The 22,550-nt window shown below is 44.5% G+C and carries 20 protein-coding genes; 13 read left to right on the plus strand and 7 right to left on the minus strand.

Translation table 11 applies throughout. From position 1 onward, the window contains the following. Positions 1-330: 330 nt before the first annotated feature. Positions 331-1,554 (minus strand): glucose-1-phosphate adenylyltransferase, encoded by a 1,224-nt coding sequence (glgC, locus tag KP803_RS21145; protein ID WP_248010834.1) that lies wholly within the window; start codon positions 1,552-1,554, stop codon positions 331-333. A gap of 322 nt (positions 1,555-1,876) precedes the next feature. Between glgC and KP803_RS21150 the strand changes: the two genes are divergently transcribed. Next, positions 1,877-2,080, plus strand: a complete 204-nt coding sequence (locus tag KP803_RS21150) for a pyrophosphatase (protein WP_248010835.1) — start codon at positions 1,877-1,879, stop codon at positions 2,078-2,080. A 218-nt stretch (positions 2,081-2,298) separates the two neighbouring features. Here the strand turns inward: KP803_RS21150 and KP803_RS21155 are convergent, their stop codons facing one another. Continuing rightward, positions 2,299-2,823 carry a glycine zipper 2TM domain-containing protein gene (locus KP803_RS21155; RefSeq protein WP_248010836.1) on the minus strand — a complete coding sequence of 175 codons (525 nt, stop codon included), beginning with the start codon at positions 2,821-2,823 and terminating at the stop codon, positions 2,299-2,301. Between the two features lie 265 nt (positions 2,824-3,088). On the opposite strand from KP803_RS21155, the gene KP803_RS21160 reads away from it, so the two are divergent. Further along, complete coding sequence (locus KP803_RS21160) at positions 3,089-5,452, plus strand: bifunctional diguanylate cyclase/phosphodiesterase (RefSeq protein WP_248010837.1); 2,364 nt, start codon at positions 3,089-3,091, stop codon at positions 5,450-5,452. A gap of 133 nt (positions 5,453-5,585) precedes the next feature. Here KP803_RS21160 and KP803_RS21165 read toward each other — a convergent pair whose 3' ends face one another. Next, complete coding sequence (locus KP803_RS21165; RefSeq protein ID WP_248010838.1) at positions 5,586-6,929, minus strand: sodium/glutamate symporter; 1,344 nt, start codon at positions 6,927-6,929, stop codon at positions 5,586-5,588. Between the two features lie 536 nt (positions 6,930-7,465). On the opposite strand from KP803_RS21165, the gene KP803_RS21170 reads away from it, so the two are divergent. From KP803_RS21170 to copI, 5 genes are all read left to right on the plus strand, one after another. Beyond that, positions 7,466-7,804, plus strand: coding sequence for a hypothetical protein (locus tag KP803_RS21170; RefSeq protein ID WP_248010839.1), 339 nt, complete (start codon positions 7,466-7,468; stop codon positions 7,802-7,804). Positions 7,805-7,944: 140 nt separating this feature from the next. Then, positions 7,945-9,378, plus strand: a complete 1,434-nt coding sequence (locus KP803_RS21175) for a TolC family protein (RefSeq protein WP_248010840.1) — start codon at positions 7,945-7,947, stop codon at positions 9,376-9,378. 23 nt (positions 9,379-9,401) lie between these two features. After that, entirely contained in the window at positions 9,402-11,189 is a 1,788-nt protein-coding gene (locus KP803_RS21180; protein WP_248010841.1) for an efflux RND transporter periplasmic adaptor subunit, read from the plus strand. Beyond that, entirely contained in the window at positions 11,186-14,332 is a 3,147-nt protein-coding gene (locus KP803_RS21185; protein WP_248010842.1) for an efflux RND transporter permease subunit, read from the plus strand. The genes KP803_RS21180 and KP803_RS21185 overlap by 4 nt, the downstream gene beginning before the upstream one ends. A 100-nt stretch (positions 14,333-14,432) precedes the next feature. Further along, positions 14,433-14,996: a copper-resistant cuproprotein CopI gene (copI, locus tag KP803_RS21190; protein ID WP_248010843.1), complete on the plus strand. Its 564-nt coding sequence runs from the start codon at positions 14,433-14,435 to the stop codon at positions 14,994-14,996. 92 nt (positions 14,997-15,088) lie between these two features. On the opposite strand, the gene KP803_RS21195 is transcribed toward copI, so the two are convergent. Next, a complete protein-coding gene (locus tag KP803_RS21195) occupies positions 15,089-15,475 on the minus strand; it encodes a PilZ domain-containing protein (RefSeq protein ID WP_248010844.1) in 387 nt (128 codons plus the stop codon). Positions 15,476-15,976: 501 nt separating this feature from the next. On the opposite strand from KP803_RS21195, the gene KP803_RS21200 reads away from it, so the two are divergent. Both KP803_RS21200 and KP803_RS21205 read left to right on the plus strand, forming a co-directional pair. After that, positions 15,977-16,615, plus strand: a complete 639-nt coding sequence (locus KP803_RS21200; RefSeq protein ID WP_248010845.1) for a 2OG-Fe dioxygenase family protein — start codon at positions 15,977-15,979, stop codon at positions 16,613-16,615. Then, positions 16,593-17,834 carry a cysteine desulfurase-like protein gene (locus KP803_RS21205; protein WP_248010846.1) on the plus strand — a complete coding sequence of 414 codons (1,242 nt, stop codon included), beginning with the start codon at positions 16,593-16,595 and terminating at the stop codon, positions 17,832-17,834. Before KP803_RS21200 ends, KP803_RS21205 begins: the two co-directional genes overlap by 23 nt. Positions 17,835-17,941: 107 nt before the next feature. Here KP803_RS21205 and KP803_RS21210 read toward each other — a convergent pair whose 3' ends face one another. Further along, positions 17,942-18,208, minus strand: coding sequence for a DUF2999 family protein (locus KP803_RS21210; protein ID WP_248010847.1), 267 nt, complete (start codon positions 18,206-18,208; stop codon positions 17,942-17,944). A gap of 292 nt (positions 18,209-18,500) precedes the next feature. Between KP803_RS21210 and KP803_RS21215 the strand changes: the two genes are divergently transcribed. Next, positions 18,501-18,695, plus strand: coding sequence for a hypothetical protein (locus KP803_RS21215; RefSeq protein ID WP_248010848.1), 195 nt, complete (start codon positions 18,501-18,503; stop codon positions 18,693-18,695). Positions 18,696-18,821: 126 nt separating this feature from the next. Then, positions 18,822-19,013, plus strand: a complete 192-nt coding sequence (locus tag KP803_RS21220) for a hypothetical protein (protein ID WP_248010849.1) — start codon at positions 18,822-18,824, stop codon at positions 19,011-19,013. 173 nt (positions 19,014-19,186) lie between these two features. On the opposite strand, the gene KP803_RS21225 is transcribed toward KP803_RS21220, so the two are convergent. Continuing rightward, the gene (locus tag KP803_RS21225) at positions 19,187-19,804 is read right to left on the minus strand and encodes an HAD family hydrolase (protein WP_248010850.1); all 618 of its coding nucleotides are present in this window, start codon (positions 19,802-19,804) and stop codon (positions 19,187-19,189) included. Between the two features lie 236 nt (positions 19,805-20,040). Between KP803_RS21225 and KP803_RS21230 the strand changes: the two genes are divergently transcribed. Together KP803_RS21230 and KP803_RS21235 are read left to right on the plus strand one after the other, a co-directional pair. Next, the gene (locus KP803_RS21230) at positions 20,041-20,949 is read left to right on the plus strand and encodes a LysR family transcriptional regulator (protein WP_248010851.1); all 909 of its coding nucleotides are present in this window, start codon (positions 20,041-20,043) and stop codon (positions 20,947-20,949) included. A 168-nt stretch (positions 20,950-21,117) separates the two neighbouring features. Then, the gene (locus KP803_RS21235) at positions 21,118-21,501 is read left to right on the plus strand and encodes a hypothetical protein (protein WP_248010852.1); all 384 of its coding nucleotides are present in this window, start codon (positions 21,118-21,120) and stop codon (positions 21,499-21,501) included. 91 nt (positions 21,502-21,592) lie between these two features. Here KP803_RS21235 and KP803_RS21240 read toward each other — a convergent pair whose 3' ends face one another. Beyond that, a complete protein-coding gene (locus KP803_RS21240) occupies positions 21,593-22,492 on the minus strand; it encodes a LysR family transcriptional regulator (protein ID WP_248010853.1) in 900 nt (299 codons plus the stop codon). Between the last annotated feature and the right edge of the window lie 58 nt (positions 22,493-22,550).

Raw genomic sequence — 22,550 nt, forward strand, 5'->3', positions numbered from 1 at the left:
CACTAAAGTGGGTGATGCGGTCTTTAACATTTATTTAGAAGGTAAGTACACCAATTTGAAAGTCCATGATGTGGCTGGCGGCTACGCGCGCACGGAGGACAAAAAAGTCTCGGTAGGTTTTGACTGGCGCTTCTAAGTAAATACGCTAACGTTCCCAAAACAGCAAGGTGAGTATTCGCCTTGCTGTTTCACGTATAAACTCAATCCAAGCTATAAACCTCAAAACAAGGTTCAGGCAGTAATGATCACCTTATTAGTAATCAGCAAATTAACCACCATACTTTGGATCAGAAGAGCTAAGCCAACCCAAACATCCGATAACCCATCAAATCATAGTGACTCAAACCGGTAACTTTCGGGTACAACAACAGTACCTTTTTCAGAGATGATGAACTTCTTCGCATCCTCCATTGGATTAATGCCAATCTCTGTACCTGCTGGAATTTTAACGTGCTTATCGATAATGCAGTTTCTCAGCTGGCAGTGCTCACCCACTTCTACATAGTCAAATAGAATGCTGTCTGCGACTGTCGCGCCATCATCTATTTTTACGTTCGACGATAGAACCGAGTTTTGTACCGAACCACCCGAGTTAATAACACCACTTGAGATAAGTGAGTTAATAAAAATCCCTTCATTCCCTGTTGCGGAAGAGGTTGTTCTTGCCGGAGGTAACTGGCGTTCATAGGTGCGTATTGCCCAATCTTGTTGATAAAGATCCATCGGGGGAACGGGCTTTAGCAAGTCCATGTTGGCCTGGTAAAAAGAGTCAATCGTGCCAACATCTCGCCAGTAAGTGTCTTTAGTCACTCGGCCGTCATCACCACCAAATTTATGTGCGTACACCTTCTGGTTATCAATCAGCCGAGGAATGATGTCTTTACCAAAATCGTGACTCGACCGTGGGTTTTGTGCATCGCTCTCCAAAATATCAATCAAGGTATCGGTGGTAAAAATATAGATACCCATCGACGCTAGGCTATTCTCTGGGTTATCAGGAAGTGAGATAGGATGCACTGGCTTCTCTTCGAACGCGACAATCTTGCTTTGCTCATCAACGGCCATGACACCGAATTCTCTCGCTTCTGCGACGGGCACTTCCATGCACGCAACCGTCAACTCTGCACCGCTCTCTTTGTGGCGTTGCAGCATCGGTTCGTAGTCCATTCGATAAATGTGGTCACCAGAAAGTACCACCACGTATTTGGCTTCGCTTCGAGACAACAACCACAGGTTTTGATAAATAGCGTCGGCCGTACCACTGTACCAACTATCGCCTTTACGCATTTGAGGTGGAACAGCGGTAATGTATTCGCCCAGTTCAGGATTAAAGACCGACCATCCATCACGAAGATGCTTTTGTAACGAATGAGATTTGTATTGAGTCAGTACCAAAATACGGCGCAGCCCTGAATGCAAACAGTTGGTCAGCGTAAAATCGATGATTCTGTATTTCCCTCCAAATGGCACAGCGGGCTTTGCTCGATTGTCGGTCAATGGAGATAGGCGCGAACCGACCCCTCCGGCGAGTACAATGGTCAATGTCTCTTGCATGATGATCTCTCCTTGATTGCCTTAGTTGTCATATTGGTTCTAGCAATAATGTATTACAAGGATCGTTCCAAATATTAACCCATTGAAATAGTGTCATATTTACCGTGAGGCAGTAGGGTTTGAACCAATTGAGTGCTGAATCAGAAGCTCGCCTGCACCATTAAGGAGCAACTTAAGATAAGCGGCCACACCCCTATTCCCTTTCACTTTTCGTTAGGTTTCGCTCTAACATAAATTTGACATTGATGGACACCATAAACTATCGATATAAACATCAATATATTGTATTATTCCCCCGTATTTATGCTTATTAGGATTTTCTATGATGATTCACGAATTTTCGAATAAGGACGTTACCGCTGAGCATGTGATTTTAGCTCAAGCAATACTAGCAGGGACTGCTCAAGGGGATAAAAATAAGGCGCAACGCTTTATGAGTTTTGTAAATGACATTCCCGACGCACCAACAGTAAAAAGCCTGATTCCACGCGTTAGCCAATTTATGAAGCGCTTTAAAGTCAGCTGATATTAAGAAAACGTTACACAGGGATGTGTAAACAAATAATGCCCCTTAATCTCCCTTCTCATTACTTATGCTACAACTAATCAAACTCTGAGTACCTCTATATTGAGACAAATACCTCTATAATAAAAACAAAAACAGAACCATATTAAGGCTCTGTTTTTTAGTAGTATTTAACCGTCTTATTCAGCTTCGACTAACTCGCTTAGACTAATGACAAGCTACTGAGGGATAATGACCTGGCCGCCAATGATTGGGAATGTATTCTCTTGAGGCTGGTTCTTCATACGCGTGGTGGTCGTTAACCCTGCCACTTTATAGGTGACATCGTATCCGACCACTTCCGTTGAGGCTGTATATTTGGTTGTACAACGCCTTTCTGTCGTGGTGACCGTACTGTTTTGCTGGGCATTATCTTGGATCTTTCGACCTGTCATTGCCCCCGCAACCGTACCAACCGCCGTAGCAACGGTTTTTCCTGAACCTCCACCGACTTGATTACCCAATGCAGCACCCGCTGCTGCGCCACCGAGCGTGCCAAGAACCTTACCTTCGTCTTTAACGTCAGACTTTTTCGTGACGACCACATCATTACACACTTCATGAGGCGTTTTAATTTCTTCCGTTACCGCTTCAACCAAGGTAATGGTTGCGTGGGTTGGCTCAACGATTTCAGGGGCTTCTTCTTTACATGCAGAAAGTAAAATTGCGCCCGCCACTGCTAGAGTAATCGTTTTTGTTGTCATTATTGATATATCCTAATTGGGTTTATTGCTTGAGCGGTATACTAAAGAGAAAGAGGCAAGGTAAATCAGAGCAAGATAAACTCTATGTCATTGTCTGGTGGGGAGTCAGAGTAGTTTAAGGGAAGTGTCAGGCTAGGGTCGAGAATCAAAAATCTCCATTTATCTCATTCGATAACACGCAATTAAATCTAAATGAGACCCATTACCATTCAAGAGATAAATGTGATAACCTCTATTGATAAGTTTCACTGTTAGAGCCTGTACATTGACGTTCTCGTTTTCTCACAAATCCTTTCTCATTATTTGGGCGATAGGAATCACTATTGCCGTATCTAGCTTTCTCGTCGTTGAATTCTATGAATCTCGAAGGTTACACGACCAACTTGAAATTCGATTCAACAGTAAAGTGAAATCCTTAGAGCAATCAATGAACTCTTTGTCAGAGCTTGTCTATTCGACTCAAAAGTTTCTTCAAAATGGCAATAACCCGACTCAAGTTCAGTTTCAGCACTTTCTCAACGATCGAACGAGAATCGGCTCCGGAATACATTCTCTGTTTTGGCTACCACTCATTGCCCTTGGGGATGTTAAACAGTTCGAAGAGAAGGCTAAGAGCAATGGTTTACTCGGCTTTCAACTTTTACCAAGGGTGGGCCAAACTGCTACATGTGCGAAATGGCTAAACAGCGCAACCTTACCGGTTTACTACATTTCACCTCAATTCGAAGCCAGTGATTATTTAGGGAACAGACTGGACACCAATTGTGAAGATGCCGCTGCAATGGGAAAGGCGCTCGGTCAACATGAAATAACCACGAGTATTTTTAATGAAGATGGCCATCAAGGCATCAAGTTGTTCCTACCGGTTCTAAACGATAACAGTGAACTGAAAGGATTCGTCGTTGCCAGCATCCTATTTCACGAGTTTCTCGGGGTCACTTGGCAAGGTGAAATTAACTCAAAAGATTTCGATATCTCTGTTCTGAGCCTTAACCAGAACCTGAGCCAGAACCAGCAATCCTACACCTCATTATTTCAATCTCACGTTAACCTTGAGCTCAGCAAAGCCCATTACTATCAACGTGAAAGTCACTACTCTAAGCAAATAGCTCTTCCTAATATCAATCAGAATTGGTTAGTCTCTATTTCAACCATTGATGACGACATTAGTCTCTTACTTTATGGCTCAACTGCCGTCGTATTAATATTACTACTCACCGCCTCGATATCGTGGGGGTTTGGCTTTTATGCACATCGACTGCAAATCTCCGATCAGCTAGTGAAAGAAAAAACGCGAAGCCTAGCTATCCAAGCGACTCAAGATGAACTGACTGGTCTTTTAAATCGTCAAGCCTTGAGCGAGACACTGGAAAATCAACTCTCAAGGATAGAAAATCAGACCAGCAAAGGCTTCTCGATTCTTTTTATTGATCTGGACAGGTTTAAGATCGTGAATGATTCGATGGGCCATATCATTGGCGACTTACTACTGCAGCAAGTGGCTACTCGACTCATACGTAATGCTCGCCGAGACGACAGTTGTTTTCGTTTTGGAGGCGATGAATTTGTAGTGTGTTTACCCAATCAGGTGAATGAGAACGCCTTACAAGATCTCTGCCTGCGTTTTTCACAGCTGCTCTCAAAGCCTTATAGCATTAAAGATCAAACCTGCCATATTGGTGCGAGTATCGGTGTTTCGATTGTGACCTCCCCTTCACAGTCCATCGCCAGTATTTTACGTGAAGCAGATACTGCCATGTACAAGGCGAAGAGTTCTGGTACGGAAAAAGTCATCTTTTTTGATGAGAAGATGTTCACACAAGTTAAGCATCGATTTGCCTTAGAACAAGAGCTCACTATTGCTGTTGAACAAGATCAACTCTCTTTGGCTTACCAACCCATCTATTGCCAGAAAACCGATCAAGTCTCAGGATTTGAAGCACTACTTCGTTGGAAGCACCCGAAAAAAGGGTGGATATCACCAGACGAATTTATCCCCATTGCTGAAGAGACTGGGCTCATTATCAAAATAGGCGACTGGATCGTTAAGAAAGTGTGCCAACAATTAGAGCAGCTCTACATAAGTAACGCTTACGTAAGACTGCCAAGAATCAACATCAACGTATCCGCGAAGCAATTTGAGTCAAACCATATCGTGCACACGTTACAGCATGCGTTGAGCCAATATAAGTTTCCAACCAAGTTGCTTGGCGTGGAGATCACTGAGTCACTACTGCTCGGTAACTCCTCGTCCACTATCGAAGCCCTTAATGAGATAAAAAAACTGGGATTGACTATTTATCTCGACGATTTTGGTACGGGCTACTCCTCGCTTTCAGTGCTTAGCGATTATCCTGTTGATATAGTCAAAATTGACCGTAGCTTTGTACAAAACATTGATAACCAAAATCATAAATCGGCAAAGCTGTGCCAAGCCATCATTTCCATGTCTCATACTATTTCGTTAGGTGTTGTGGCAGAGGGCGTCGAAACCGAAGTGCAGTTAGCCTCTCTTCAACAATTTGGCTGTAACTATATTCAGGGCTATTTAAAAGCCAAACCCGTCGCGCCCAATGAGATGATGAGATACCTAATTCCAAGAGCGAATTTGAGACTTAAAACAGGGTGATGTGAGAAAGTGATTCAACAATAAAGCAGAAGGTGAGCAAAAGAGCCTTGGTCTTGCCCTAGGTAATTGGCGTCATCTAAAGCCCCACTTAATAAGTAGGGCTTCTTATTACATCAATATCTTTAGCCTACATCTAACGATTATTCGCTGATTTTGTTCCGACTCTATTGAATAAGAATCGCCAAATGAATAACACAACGGCAATGTACCCAAGCCCCACGCCTAACGCTTCCCAATGCAAGCCGTTATACATGGCAATCGGCATCAAAGAAATGATAAAGATGTCGGTAATCGAACCTGGAACATAAGCAATGGCATAATCATCAAGCACTTTAGATCGCATCTTTGGATCGACGATACGCAATAAAGCAATGCCCATCGCAACCGTACCCGTTAACCAGCCCCAAGAAAAGATTCCTTTTTCAAACCAATCATCACCCAGAATTCTCGGAGCAACCCAAAACACCAACCACAGTGTGAAACTGACACCTCCAATAGCAAGAACCACCATCGGTAATAAGTATTGCGCTAATACTGTTATCTTAATGGCTGAGATACCAAAGATAATCAGGTAGTCCGTACTCATGCCTGCCGCATGTTTGAATGCACCATCACACAAGTAATCTGAGGCTTTAGTTTGTTTTGCCACAATGCGAATGAACATACCACCAAGAAATCCAGTCACAAATGTTGGAATCTGCACTTTAGAGTGGAATGAAGACAAATAACCTGCCGACTCATAGGCAAGAACAATCGCGACAATAAGTAACGCTGCGTGAACCGCAAATGAATCAACGGACAAAGAAGACATCGTATCTTTCATTACCGACGGCTGCTCAGTAGGCTTGACTAAACCTTTTCTCTCGTACTCATCCATGCTGTCAAATGTGGTGAAAGTTGTAATCCATCCCATTTTTAAGGCCAGTTGTAAAATGAGCATACCAACCGAAATAGAGATAAAAATCCCAACAGTCGCGAACGTTAAACCTAGCGTAAAACCATCTTCCCAACCCAACGAGTTAAATATGTCGCCAACAACAGTCGCAGAACCATGGCCGCCCATAAAGCCTGCCGACATGGTTATACCAAATGCAGGGCTAATCTCAGGCCAAAAAAATGAGGTTATAAACAAGCCGAACATTCCAGCAAACAACCACTGAGACACTGAAGCAATTTGATTGAAGGCCCACAAAGAGCCCGCACGTTTAGCAACCACTTTGGGTGATGGAACATCCGTTGCTAGGCCCAATGCGGTAAATAGGGCGGTCGTTAACAGACCCGCATTCGCGGTAAAGGTGTCTGTCCAAGGCAACATATCGAAAACAGCAGGGCCTAACGTAAGCCCCATCAAGCCAGCCAGTACTGCTGACGGTATGTACATACGTTGCAATAGTGGAATATGAACACGAAGTATTTTAGCCATTAGCAGCAAAAGGCCAGCTATCGCTAAATCAGTCAACATTAAACCTTGAGGCATTGTTGATGCTCCTACATTTATAAAAGGAAATAGGGGTCTCTCCGCCACAGAAGAACTGGATAGCAGAACAAGAAACACTTGCGAGACAATTATGATGAGATAGCGTAAATGACGCTAACGTTCACGTTAATGGCGGAAGGTGCGCACAAATGCATAGAACGTTCTCAATATGAACAAATCCATTCATTCAGCAAGCGCGCATCCTAGTCGCTTTGTTAGAGGATTGCAAATAAACCATACAATAAAAAATGGTATTGCATATTCGATATATTTATACTTTCTGTTCTCTTCAGCTAACACGGATGTTTGAGTAACCATAACGATCCAGAATGTAACGCAATCTCTTTAAAGTGGCGATATTCATCAATACGTACTTGACCTTCCCCTAGGGTAAGGCTTTACTCTTATAAGCAACTTAACTTTAAAGGCTCGTCATGCGTTTCTCTTCTACTCGCACAAATTGGATTACACTCTTAAGCATCTTTACGTTGCTTATCTCTAGTGTTGTCTCGAGCGCGCCTTTAATGTCGTTCCAAATGTTAGACATCTCGAACTCGAACCAAAGCACTCCATCCCCAACTCAATCCCAACTGCCCGATTGCCACGGTGGTACTAATATTGACCATACGCAGATGGGCCACAGCGTTAATGTTCCAACGTCACATGATATGTCCAAGGCTAACTCTCTTCCTTGTGACAGTAGCGCTGACTCAGTACACAATTGCTGTAGCGCAACGTGTGTCAATGTGATGGCATTTATACCTAGCTTAGATAACGCGACTCACTTTGAGTCCCGATTAAGCCGAATTGAAGCACTTACCCAAGGTGACCGCGTTCATCGCCCACAATCTTTATATCGCCCCCCGATAGCGTAATCCAATTCTGATCTTTTATTACTGTTCGACTCTATTAGCCTTCTATTTGAAGAGCTTATAGACAGCGCAGTAACCGTTTTATCGCGCCCATAATGTAGCCTTTCTAAAGGGTTACTGAGCGCTAGAATTTGGATAATACCGTGACTATCAAACCCTCACTTATTGCCCTAGCAGTCAGTGCATTGGTTGGCATTTCGCTACCACTTCACGCCGCTGCTAATACAAATACAAGTGCTACTGCGGCACAAACGAATGTGACGTCATCGATATCGTTAGCTCAGCTGATTGATATTGCATTAAATACTGACTCAAACCGAAAACAGTTCTATGCCCAATCTCATGCCATGAGAGAGTCTGGCATCGCTAATTCGACACTTGCTGATCCAAAGTTGAAATTTGGGGTTGGCGGCTTACCTGTCGACAGTTTCAAGTTTGACGATGATCCAATGACCAACATCTCGGTTGGGCTAATGCAGCAATTTAGTCGTGGCTCTACGCTTGATCTTCAACAGCGCCAAGCCAGTCAACAAGCCGATGGCATGACACTGCAAATAGCCGCTCGCGAACTCGACGTTGCCAACAGTATGACTCAACTGTGGTTAGAACTTGGCTACCAGCAACAGGCGCATCAAGTGCTGCTTGAGAACCATCGACTCATGCAAGAGATGGAAAGCTTTATTCAAACCAACTACTCCATTGGTAAGAGCGAAGCGCAAGATCTACTGAATGCACAGCTTCAAGTGAGCCAGATTGAAGAAAAACTACAAGCGAACACGCAAATGCAGCATCGCTTAATTTCTCAACTCTCGGAGTGGCTAGGAGCAGATTGGCTGTATCGCACTGACTCCTTACAAGCCAGTAATCAGCTGGATTGGAATTTACTTGAGCAGCGTTTAGCTAACTCTACAGATTCAACCAAACACTACCAGCAGCTTAACCAGCATCCAATGGTTCAAATGGCCGACATAGCTATTTCTACCAATCAAACTCAAGTTGAGATTGCAGAGCAAGCTTATACTCCTCAGTTCGGCGTCGAGGTCATGTACGCCTATAGACAGGCCAATGGCATGATGGGTGACCCTGCTTCTGACCTCGTCAGTGCTTATATCACAATGGATGTGCCACTGTTTACTGGTAACCGCCAAGACAGACAGCATTCAGCGGCGCAATATCAAGTTGGTGCGGCTAAATCTCAAAAAGACACCTTACTTAGCCAAATGAACGCCAAAGTAAACACGCTACTTATCGACAAGAGTAACCTTGAACAGCGTCTTGAGCGCTATCAATCATCACTACTTCCACAAGCAAGATCTCGCTCTGAAGCCGTGGAAAGAGGCTATCAAAACAATACGGCGCAATTTAATACGGTCATTACCGCCAGCCGAGATGAACTGGCACTGCAGCTTGAGCAGCAACGTCTTCTCACCGATTTAAACCTCGTCAACAGCAACCTAGCTTCGCTGCTCGGTGGCTTCGATTTCAATGTTGAACTACCAAATTTAAGCAGTGACGTACAAGGTGCTCATCAAAGTCAATCTGGTGCTGAGAGTTCACTCACAGACGCTCAGCAGTAAGACGTAAGAATTAGGAATAGATTATGAAAACAATGCAAATCGCAACGCTTGCTCTTCTTATTGGCGGTGCTATCGGTTTCGGCGCGAACCATTTCATCATACCAGCAAGCCATGATATGAGTGCCGTGGCCTCATCAGACGCCAAAGCAGCAGACGAGCCTCTCTACTGGGTTGCTCCAATGGATGCGAACTACCGCCGTGATCAACCTGGTAAATCGCCGATGGGGATGGACCTTGTCCCTGTTTATGCTTCAGACCTTGCAGGGGAGAACGAAGAAGCGGGTACCGTCACCATTAACCCAGCGGTAAAAAACAACCTTGGGGTCAAAACGGCCTTAGTGACGCAAGAAAAGCTATCGCCTCGTATTGAAACTGTTGGTTACGTGGCATTCGATGACAGTCTCGTTTGGCAGACTAACGTCCGTATTTCCGGTTGGGTTGAAAAGCTCAATGTTAACGCCATCGGCGAGCAAGTAAATAAAGGTGACGTGCTCTTTACGCTCTACTCTCCTGAGTTAGTTAAAGCCCAAGAAGAGCTGCTTAATGCGTATCGAGCAGGCCACAAAGGGTTAATTCGTGGCGCTACCGATCGTTTGGTCTCATTAGGCGTTGATAAATCGCAAATTAGACAAATCGTAAAAGCAAACCGAGCCTCTCAAACCATCGAAATCAAAGCGATAGCCGATGGTGTTATTGCCAGTTTGAATATTCGCGAAGGGGGCTACCTCTCTCCTGCTCAAACCGTGATCAGCGCAGGTCCGCTTAATGAAGTATGGGTGGATGCGGAAGTCTTTGAACGTCAATCCCATTGGATCACAACAGGTAGCCAAACCAGTATGACGCTCGATGCAATACCGGGGAAAGAGTGGCAAGGCGTCGTGGATTACGTTTACCCAATCCTAGACCCAAAAACTCGTACCCTTCGAGTGCGACTTAAGTTTGCTAACCCAGAAGGTGAGCTAAAGCCGAATATGTTTGCCAATATCGCCCTTCAGCCAGAGTCCAGTGAAAGCGTTCTAACCATTCCAAGATCATCGGTCATTCGCTCTGGGGGCATGACACGTGTGGTGCTTTCGCAAGGCGATGGTAAATACCGCTCTGCTCGTATTGAAGTCGGGCGCGAAGCGGGTGAAAAAATCGAAGTCATCCAAGGTCTTGAAGAGAACGATCGCATCGTGACTTCGGCTCACTTTATGATCGATTCAGAATCAAGCCAATCGGCTGACCTTTCTCGTATCAATGGTGTTGAAGCCCCAGCGGAGACTGCATGGGCGAAAGGTGAAATCACCGATGTGATGGAAGGCCATCGCATGCTGACCATTAACCACCAGCCAGTACCAGAGTGGAATTGGCCGGGAATGGTGATGAACTTCAACATTGCCGAAGGCGTTGATATGTCTCAACTGAGTAAAGGCCAGATGATCGACTTTAAAATGCAAAAAGGCGAATCAGGGCAGTACGATGTCGTCACCCTTAACGTCGACGACACCGTGATTGCTAGTGAGTTATGGGTTGATGGCGAGATCACCATGTTGATGGCTGATTTTGGCATGATCACTCTAAAACACGCCGCGGCACCTGAGTGGAACTGGGCTGCTGGCGAAATGAACTTTTCGGTTGGAGAAGACGTTGATTTGTCTGGCTTAGCAGAAGGGCAATCAGTTCAATTTCTAGTCACTAAAAATGGCGCTGAAGTCTCTTTAATCGACATAAATACTATGGCAACGATTAAAAATAAGGACAACGTCGCTTCTGACATGGACGCTCACGCGCACCACACCGCTCATCAAAACGTGGGGGATAACCAATGATTACCGCCATTATTCGATGGTCGATCAATAATCGATTCTTGGTTTTAATTGCCAGTCTCTTCCTAACATTGGCGGGGCTTTACAGCGTGAAGAATACGCCTGTTGATGCGCTGCCCGATCTCTCTGATGTGCAGGTGATTATTAAAACCAGCTATCCGGGTCAAGCGCCGCAAGTAGTGGAAGATCAAGTCACTTATCCTCTGACAACAGCGATGCTCGCCGTACCGGGCGCAGAAACGGTTCGAGGTTACTCCTTCTTTGGCGACTCGTATGTTTACATCATCTTTAATGATGATACCGACATGTACTGGGCTCGTTCTAGAGTATTGGAGTACCTAAGCCAAGTTGCCCCTAACCTACCTGCCAACGCCAAGCCAACACTTGGCCCTGACGCAACGGGTGTGGGTTGGATTTACAGCTACGTGTTGCAAGACAAAACAGGTCAACACGATTTAGCCGAGCTACGTAGCCTGCAAGATTGGTTCTTAAAATACGAGTTGCAAACCGTTGATGGCGTATCAGAAGTTGCCACCGTAGGCGGCATGGTTAAGCAGTACCAAGTACAAATTGACCCCGCCAAACTTCGCGCTTACGACCTAACACTTCAGCAAGTGAACATGGCAATCCAAGACGGTAACCAAGAAACAGGCGCATCGGTTGTTGAAGTCGCGGAAGCCGAACATATGGTTCGTACCACCGGCTACTTAAGCAGCATTGAAGACATTAAATCGCTACCGCTTAAGGTCACTGATAAAGGCACACCACTGCTGTTAGGCGACATTGCCGAGATCAATACGGGGCCACAAATGCGTCGTGGTATCTCGGAATTAAATGGTGAAGGTGAAGCAGTTGGCGGCGTTATTGTCATGCGCTTTGGTGAGAACGCCAGTGAAGTGATTGATAATGTAAAAGCCAAGCTCAACGAGCTTAAACAAGGCTTGCCTGATGGTGTCGAAATCGTCGCTACCTACGACCGTTCAACACTCATCGATGCCGCAGTAGAGAACCTTTGGCAGAAACTCATCGAAGAGTTCATTGTGGTTGCCGTAGTCTGTGCTCTGTTCTTGTTCCATATCCGTTCATCGCTGGTTATTGCGATCAGTTTGCCTGTGGGCATTTTAAGCGCGTTCATCGTTATGCACTGGCAAGGCATCAATGCCAATATCATGTCACTCGGTGGTATCGCCATTGCCATTGGTGCCATGGTAGATGGTGCAATCGTTATGATTGAGAACGTGCATAAGCATATTGAACGCACGCCACTGACGGATAAAAACCGTTGGCAAGTGATCGGTAAAGCCGCAGAAGAGGTTGGTGCGCCGCTGTTCTTCTCACTGATCATCATCACGCTCAGCTTTGTTCCAGTATTTGCGCTAGAAGGCCAAGAGGGCAAGATGTTCTCCCCACTCGCCTTCACCAAAACCTACGCCATGGCGGCCTCCGCGGGTTTGGCCATCACGTTAGTTCCTGTACTGATGGGTTACTTTGTTCGCGGTAAAATCCTTCCTGAACATAAGAACCCTGTAAACAAAGGGCTTGTGGCACTCTATCGCCCGATGCTGAATCTCAGCCTCAAATACCCGAAGCTGATCATTGTTGCCGCTCTAGGATTAATGGCGTCAGCATATTATCCAACCAGTAAACTCGGTAGTGAATTCATTCCACCATTGGATGAAGGCGATTTAATGTACATGCCGACCACTTACCCGGGTATTTCGATTGGTAAAGCGCGTGAGCTACTACAGCAAACCAACAAACTGATTAAAACCGTGCCTGAAGTGGACACCGTTTGGGGCAAGATTGGCCGTGCAGATACAGCGACTGACCCTGCACCACTCACCATGATTGAGAGTGTTATTCAGCTAAAACCTCGCAGTGAATGGCGAGAAGGTGTCACCACCGACTCACTACGTGCTGAATTCGACAACCTAGTGAAGTTCCCGGGGTTAACCAACGCATGGGTGATGCCGATCAAAACGCGTATCGATATGCTCGCAACAGGGATTAAAACGCCGATTGGTATCAAGATAGCAGGGCCTGACCTTAAGGTAATTGAAGGGATAGGTGCTGAATTGGAGCCTGTTCTGAATGCACTGGAAGGCACCGCTTCTGTCTACGCGGAACGTGTTGCCGGTGGCCGTTATGTCACTATCGACATTAAACGCCGCGCTGCCGCAAGATACGGCCTAAGCATCAAAGAGGTTCAGCAAGTGGTGTCTACCGCGGTTGGCGGAATGAAAGTCGGTGAGACCGTTGAAGGGCTAGAGCGTTACCCTATCAATGTTCGTTACCCGCAAGATTACCGTAACTCTGTTGTTAAGCTACAGAACCTCCCTCTTGTCACAGCAAATGGCGCTCGTATTGCACTGGCTGATGTTGCCGATATTCGCTATGAAGATGGCCCTCCAATGATTAAAACTGAGAATGCCCGCCCGAACGGCTGGGTCTTTGTGGATATCGATGGTCGAGATCTTGGCTCTTACGTTGCCGAAGCTCAGCAAGCGGTGAACAATCAATTGGATCTCCCTGCGGGCTACTCCATTGCATGGTCGGGTCAATATGAATACATGGAGCGCGCAAAAGAGCGATTAACCATGGTTGTCCCCGTCACGATTGCCATCATCATGTTGCTGCTTTACATGAGCTTTCGTCGTGTCGGTGAGGTACTCATCATTATGGGGACATTACCACTGGCGATGGTTGGCGGGCTTTGGCTGATGCACATCCTTGGCTTTAACTTCTCCATTGCCGTGGGAGTAGGCTTTATTGCGCTTTCCGGTGTCGCGGTCGAGATCGGCGTCATCATGTTGGTGTACCTAAACCAAGCGTGGCACTACAAAAAACTCCACGCCCAAGAAGAGAATAAACCACTGACGTCACAAGACCTTACTGACGCCATCGGTGAAGGTGCAGGCTTGCGTGTGCGCCCGGTCATGATGACGGTACTTACCGTCATCATCGGCCTAATTCCAATTATGTATGGCGATGGGACGGGCTCTGAAGTGATGCAGCGTATCGCCGCCCCAATGATTGGTGGCATGGCTTCCGCACTTCTTCTCACATTACTGGTACTGCCTGCCGTGTTCCAACTATGGAAACGCAGAGAAATTGATAGCCACCCGTTACCAGAAAACAATAGTTAATAACCAATTTTACGCGGGCTGATTCAGCAGTCTGCGTTACTTTAGAAACTTTAGAAACTTTAGAAACTGAACATCAAAGAATACACATAAGGAAAGAACAATGAAGAAATCACTAATCGCACTGAGCATCGCACTTCTTTCAACCACTGCTTTCGCAGAAAAAATGGATCATGGCAGCATGGATCATGGAAAAATGGACCACTCTAAAATGGATCATGCCTCTATGGACCACGGAAAGATGGATCACTCAAAAATGGACCACAGTTCTATGATGAACATGGAAGGTATGTCGGCAGTGGGTATGCCAGCAATAGGCGCTCAACCAGACAAAGTCGTCCACGTCATTCTAAGCGATGACATGAAGATTACCTTTAAGGGTGATGTAACGATTGAGCCTAACGATGTGGTTCAATTTGTGGTGATGAATACTGGAAAAATCGAGCACGAATTTGCGATTGGCTCACAAGAAGAGCAGACAGAGCATCGTAAAATGATGGCGACAATGGACTCTCACCATGACCACGATACGGGCAGCGCTGTAACAGTCGCACCAGGAAAAGCAAAACAGCTTCTTTGGCACTTCCACGGTGACAATAACGTTGAGTTCGCTTGTAACATTGCAGGGCACTACGAAGCAGGCATGAAAAAGAAAATTCAGTTGTAGGACGTTGAAATTACACCACTCTAGCGACATTAACGGCCGCTAGAGTGGTGGTAATTTAATAGAGAACTAGATTATAACCGCTATATTTAAACTCAACTAAACGCGATTTCTGCTGGCGCACCAACATAAAACATATCTGAAATACTCAGTTCTTCATCAAATTGAACGCCAAGCTTAAAATTGCGTACGCCTAAGAACTGCTTTAAATAGACAACCGAGCCAGTAAACTTTTTGCTTCCCAACTTGATATCTACTTTTTCTCCCACTTCAATTCTACTTCGGCACTCAACACCGATACCGCCCTTTGACAGATCAATGACTTCTATCGATATGTGCTTAGACAGCAATCCTCGCTTTTTTATTGTGGCCTTAAGCTTCTTCATTTCCATTCTAGGATGAGAACGAAATTCGAAGAAGGACTTTTTCTCTGACCTAAGAGAGCGATTTTCTACATCGTTTTTTGAGGTATCAATGGTCATTTAAACTTCTAATCAAAAGTAGTCATCTACGTTAAAAATGAGCGTTGAGATGCAAACCGTTATCGGTCAACGCTTACCAAGGCTCAAAAACAGTGTGATCATTGTTCTAATGTTAACGCGCCCTTACTGATAACATTCTGATTATATAAAATTACGTGGTATGTCAAAAATATTATATTTATATAGTTGATGACCGATATACCTACATTTATATATACGTTTTTCGTTCAATACATTTTTAAGCACTATTGCTTCTTAAGTGACCAACCCAATCGTTGACCACTCATTGATAGTAAAAAAATGACAATTACTGGTCATTAATACCAACATCTGAGCAATAATTAGACATTAGTTTCAATATAACAATACGCTAGATATAAAAACTAGAATTTACCCACGAAGTTGGGGTTATGTATTGAATATAACCAGATAATCGAGATAATAGACTTGTTGTTAATTTATTGTTAATCACAATAACTTCAATCTAAACAAGGACAAGTCATGGAAATGGAAAATAAATTTCTGATCGAAGCTTTTCAAACACCAAAGAATATCGCCCCACAGCTTTCGTCTTATTTTAACGACTTACCCGTCGATAAGTACGTAGATAGCGATCATCGCTTTCGTTCCTATGCGCGCTTTCAAGCGGAAAACAGTGAGATAGTCAGGCTGCCACACAGTACGTTTACACAGTCGTCTGAATTTAATCGAGTGGTTGGTGACATTGAGCGAGACTTTGCTGAAATGGATAAAAGCATGATAGAGACACCTCATTTCCAGCATGTACTTAAATCATTCATGCAAAGAACCGGAACAGATAAAGATCACTCAGTGGTTGATGTTCACCAAATTCGAGTGACCTGTGATTCTGACGCGACCAGTGCCCCTGCCCCAGAAGGGATTCATCAAGATGGTTACCGCTTCGTCGGCATTTTCTGCGTACAACGTAAAAACATTTCCGGAGGCTACACTCAAATTTTCGCTTCTCCCGTTGAACAACACCCACACATGAACACCGTTCTAGAAGAGAACCAGTTTGTGATTCTCAATGACTCTCGCTACTTCCACCATATATCTGAAACCTTATCTAGCGAAACTGGTGAAAAAGGAGTGCGTGATGTCTTCGTATTTACCGCTTAATTCAACCAATGTAGTCACATTACGTGAACAGTTTCCAGCCCTTACACAACTCAACAATGGCGTATCTCCTGTTTATTTTGATGGCCCAGGAGGAACCCAGTTACCCTACTCCGTCATTGAAGGATTTAGTGCTTATTTACACAATGGAAATTCAAATTTAGGAGGCCGATTCTCAGTCAGTAAAAACACTGTGAATCTAGTCGACGTATGCAGAGAAAAAGCCGCTGCATTATTCGGTGCATCATCGAAAGATGAGATTGTATTTGGCGCCAACATGACGACAATGGCGTTCCATTTCAGTCGCGCCATTAGCCAAGAATGGCAGGCTGGTGATGAGATTATTCTTAGCGATGCTGATCACGGTGCAAACCGATCTTCTTGGGCGATGGCCGCTAAAGACAAGGGCGTTAAGGTGCACTATGTCCCCGTCAAAGATGCGACCTGTAATCTCGATTTAGAGAAGTTTCAATCACTGCTCAATGACAAAACCCGCCTTGTGGCGATAACCGCGGCAAGTAACTTATCAGGCACAGTTGTCGATATTCAAAGAGTGACTGAACTCGCTAAAGCGAATGGTAGCGTTGTCTTTATTGATGCCGTACACCTATTACCGCATCAGATACTCGATGTAACGCAACTTGGGGCCGACTTTGTTGCAGGGTCTGCCTATAAGTTCTTTGGCCCACATTTAGGGGTGCTTTATGGCCGTAAAGCGTTACTAGAAAAATATAGCCCTTATAAAGTAGAGCCAGCACCGACTACAGCGCCTAATTGCTGGGAGACCGGCACACTCAATTTTGAAGCTCTGTCAGCATTCTCTCACGCGATTGATTATCTTGCGTCGCTGGGTGAAGGAGAAACTCTAAGAGTTCGTCTCGAGTCGGCATACAGCAATATCCATCAGTATGAAGCGACACTTGCCGACTACTTCTTAACTCGGCTAAAAGAGTTTCCTTCTATTGAACTGTTTGGCGAACCAACAGCAAACAATCGAACTGCCACATTTGCGCTTCGATTTGGAGAGACCGACCCAGCAGCCGTTGCCGCACATTTAGGTGAGCATGAGATCTACACATGGAGTGGGCATTTATACGCAGACCGATTAACCGATGCACTTGGTGTTACCGATAAAGGGGGGATACTTCGAGTCGGGTTAATGCATTACAACACCAAAGAAGAGATCGATCGCTTCTTTACCGCCCTTCACAGCGTGTTATAGAGATAAGCAGCACATATTAAAAAAGCCACGTCATGTGGCTTTCTCATATTTGCTAGCAGTTAACCATTCACTCCTTATCAACTTAAAGGAGAGGAATTATCGCTAACTTATTTGTTGAGTTCGCTATTATCAAGCTGCTCTTTTGCCGCTTCTACTTTAGAGAAATCAAGCCCAAGCTCAACCACGGCTTCTTTTATCAGCGCAGGGTTTTGCATGACTTGTCCCATTAGCGCCTGAAGCTGTTCTTGAGGCAAACCTAACTGACTAATCGTCGCCATTGCTGCAAGAGGATTCTCAGTCAATACTTCAAAAATCTCGCTGATTTGTTGGTCACTAATATTGTTCTCTTTCAACAATGCAATAATCGGGTTCATCACGATACCTTTCTAACTACTCAATAAAAATAGGCTGAAAGTCTACCACTTGACCTTCTTTGATTACACATACAATCGATAAATCGCCACGAATAAGTCATCCAAGTACTCTGGAAACATCATCTGTATTGCTCACGGACAATGATCTCCATCAATTCTCTTTCGGTTAATTTTTCGATATCACTATTAGGTGTTTATTTTCATTTTAATTTGGCTGCAATTTTGGTCGTGGATGCCAAACTATCGGCAGTTAAATCTTGTATCCATCTTAATAAAGATCTGAAGGGGACTTATGAACATTAAACTTGGTCGTGTAATGACATCTAGCCGTTTGAGCTGTTTCGTTGCTTTTATTGGAGCAACCTTTGCTTGGGTTCTCAGCATGCCAACGTTGCTCGTGTATTCGGTTATCTTCCTTCTGTTCAGCGCTGCGCTTTATTTAAAAGACCTTTGGAAAAACAAAGCGAAACTGCACGCCCCTAATTAGATCTTACAATGAATATTTTGCTATCTCGATCACTAATTCATATCTTTTGATAAGGATTTAGCTTAATTTTTAAGCAAAAATGAGACAATACAAACGTTGAAAAAGAGAAATCTTTAGGAGGCGTTTATGAACAAGAAACTTGGCCACATCATGTCTTCGAGCCGATTGGTCTGCTTTATTGCTTTCCTAGCAGCAACCTTCGCTTGGGTACTTACAATGCCAGCACTGCTTTTTGTCTCAATCACATTCCTGATTGTCAGTGCTGTGATATACCTCGGTGATATGTGGAAAAATAGAGTCAAAGAGAGAGATGCTTAACAGGCTATCGCTTCACTTATTGGGTAAAGTTTTTGCCTAACTGAGCGCACGTTTTCTACTGTAAAAGTCAGCTCATTTTGTTGAGAGCACATTGTTGAGAAACTAACCAATAAAGGATGCATCATCGGCATCCTTTAAGAGCTTATTACACTGATCGTTAATCGTTCTAAAGCTTAAAAAGAGAGACCTAACGCTCTAAGCTCTGCTTCACATTGCGCTGCATTTTCAAACTGAATGGCTGAAATTTCCGCGTCTTCTGCGCCTTTAACATTGTGCGGCATATCGTCAATAAAGACCGTTTCTGATGCACGAATATCGTGTTGCGACAACAAAGCTTGGTAAATTTCAGGTTGAGGTTTTAATAGTCCAAGATCCGCAGAGACCGTCGCCCCTTCAAACAATACCCAAAAGTCGTACGTGCTTTTGAGGTACTCAACAATTTCCACCACGTTATCGGTCAGTGCAAAAATACGATAGCCAGCACCTTTGAGCCTTTTTATAAGATCAACCGAACCGTAGAGCAAAATAAGGGATTGTTTTACGTAATAGAAAAGCCGTTCGCACTCTTCAACCGATAACTGATGCTGTTGGTGATACTGGGCTTTAGCTTCTTCTTCAGTCATAAGACCTTTATTCAAGTCTAGCCATACCTTGTCTTGAAATAGCCTTGTGGCAAGCTTTTCAGGCTGTTCTATGTCACCAAATGTTAGCCTAACAATCTCAGCAGGCGACCACCTCACAATGACATTACCAACATCAAATACCACATTCTTAATGTTACTTTGCGACATATCGATTCTCCCTCAATTAATAACCTTTACGCTGCTACGATCGGCAAATAAATCCCATCCATGAGTCTATGTTCATTTACATCGAATAATAACAACCAAAATAAAAAGCTATGGGCATTCTCAAGTTAATTAACAGTAACTGACTGAAATTTCACCAATTGACTCACTAACCGCAATCTCCTAATCTTGAGTCATGCATACATTCTCGTTCCCAAACCTAGATTAAGCCTGCAATTATGAAAGCTAAAGATATCTCTAACCTGTATTTGTTCTGCCAGTCAGTTGAGTCTGGAGGATTTGCCGCGGCCAGCCTTGTCACCCATGTCTCTGCGCCTACGCTGTCTCGTGCGGTATCACACCTTGAAGAGCACGTTGGAGAGAAATTGGTGCACCGAAATGCGAAACAATTTCAGCTAACCACTTCTGGTGAAGAGTATTACCAACGCTTTGCGCCTATCTTCGGACAGCTAAGTGAGCAGTGGCTAGAGCTTTCTAATACACAAGCAACTCTCACGGGCGATATACGAATCTCTTGCCCTGAACCATTTGCCGACTTCTTTGTACAGGAACTGGCTATCGAATTCATGAAGCAACACCCTGAGGTGAACATCTCGATTCACTTCTTAGCCGATACAGAGCACTTTGTTGATAAACAGATTGATCTTGCCATTGTCACGACTCCAACTCGAGCAGAGCACTTGATTCAACGTAATTTACTCAAAAGCCAATTGGTACTTGCCGCTTCACCTCAATATATCAAACAGCATGGCAAGCCAAGCCGCGTGGAAGATTTACTTAACCACAAACTCCTCTCGAGCAATAAGATGACACAATGGGAATTTAAGCAAGATGGCCAGTGGATTAAGATTCCACCTTCTCCACGCTACTCAGTTATTAGTGTCCGCCTGATCATTCAAGCGGCACTTGCTGGCATCGGCATTTGCCTCATTCCTATGGAATCTTTCAATAAGTACAAAGAAAATGGTGAACTTGTAGCGTTACTGCCAGAAGCTGAATGCCCTATTGGCAGCTCCTATCTGGTATGGGCAGACAGAAGGCTCACCTCCGCTCGTGTTACTGCCTTCAAAGATATGATTCTAGAGCGATTCAACGACCCTGAAGAGTTTTTAACGTCACTCTCGTAACCTAGTCGTTAAATGCAGATCATGTATTTCAATCATGCATAATTGCACGATTAAAATTCAATACTGTCTATTTTTGAACGCTAAACATAAGAGTAATATTGTTTTCAACGAAGAGAGGTTCAGGTAACGGAATCACTCCCCAATACACTAACTTTTGTAGGTATTATTATGAAAACTATTGCTCTTACTCTCATGGCTGCATTCATTGCTATTCCAACTGCTATGGCTGGTCCAGCAAATAATTCTAACCTGCCACCAAACACTCAAAGCCAAATCATCGAGATCAAACAGGTATTAACAGAGCCGCTTGCTTACCTAGATCCAAGTGAAAAAACTGGTGGCGGATTCACGTACGATGAAGATGCACAGCGCACTGGTGAACGCTTCACTTACTTAGACCCAAGCGAAAAAACAGGCGGTGGGTTCACGTACGATGAAGACGAACAGCGCACTGGTGAACGCTTCACTTACTTAGACCCAAGCGAAAAAACAGGCGGTGGGTTCACTTACGATGAAGACGAACAGCGTACAAGCGAACGCTTTGCTTCGTAATATCGACATTCAGTTTAATTGAGCCATTTGGTCTTCCATTTGGCTCTTTTTAATTGCAATTTGTCTTAATCACTAACAAAAAGAGACTAGGTTACCCTTTCACCCTCGCGGCAATGAAGTCCACTGCGGCTTTCACCTTTGGCGTGGCATAACTTAACTTTTGATAGAGCATATATACGCCTAAATGTGGGTTTTCGGTAATGTTTAACGGCTCATCGAATGTCAGCTCAACCAAGTCACCTCGTTCAAAGTAGGGTTGTAAAGCCCAACGCGGCATCATCACAATACCTAATCCATCCATCGCCTTTTGAGCTAACCATTTGCCATTATTTGTGGTTAACGCACTCGGGGCTGATACGTTTTGCCACTGGCCATCAACTTCGCTAAGCCAAGGGGTCGGTCCGGCTGGCGTTTTAAAATACAGTCCTTTGTGATTAACCAAATCCCGAGTGCTACGAGGAACACCCGCTACATTTAAATACTTTTTCGACGCTGCGGCTACAAAACCATTATCCATTAAGTGGATAGCGACCACCCGCTCATCAGGGGCGAAGCCACCACGAATGGCAATATCGACATCATCTCGGTTTAACTTTGAAATCTCATCGCTCAACACCACATCCAAAAGCACATCTGGGTATCGTTCAGAAAATTCATCGAGAATCGGGATTAGAACTTGCTCACCAAACCCCACCATAGCACTGATCTTTAACGTACCTGTCGGTGCTGTCTGATAGTCACGAACCGCTTGGTCGCTTAACTCTAACTGCGCCAAAATGCCATTTACTTGCTGTAAATATTGCTGACCGACTTCGGTTAACACCACAGAACGTGTAGTTCGCGTTAATAATTGGGCTCCTAGGCTCTCTTCTAAGTCTGCAATACGGCGAGAAATTGAAGACGCAGGCACACCAAAGCGTTTCGCGGCCACAGTAAAGTTTCCCGCTTCTACCGTCGCCGAGAAGTATTTCAGCGCTCTAATTTTATCCATGCTCCCTACTCCTTTCATTACTCCAAACAAACATTGTTGTTATAAAAACAATATAGAT

The organism is Vibrio amylolyticus (assembly GCF_023145695.1).
In the GTDB taxonomy this organism is placed as follows: domain Bacteria; phylum Pseudomonadota; class Gammaproteobacteria; order Enterobacterales; family Vibrionaceae; genus Vibrio; species Vibrio amylolyticus.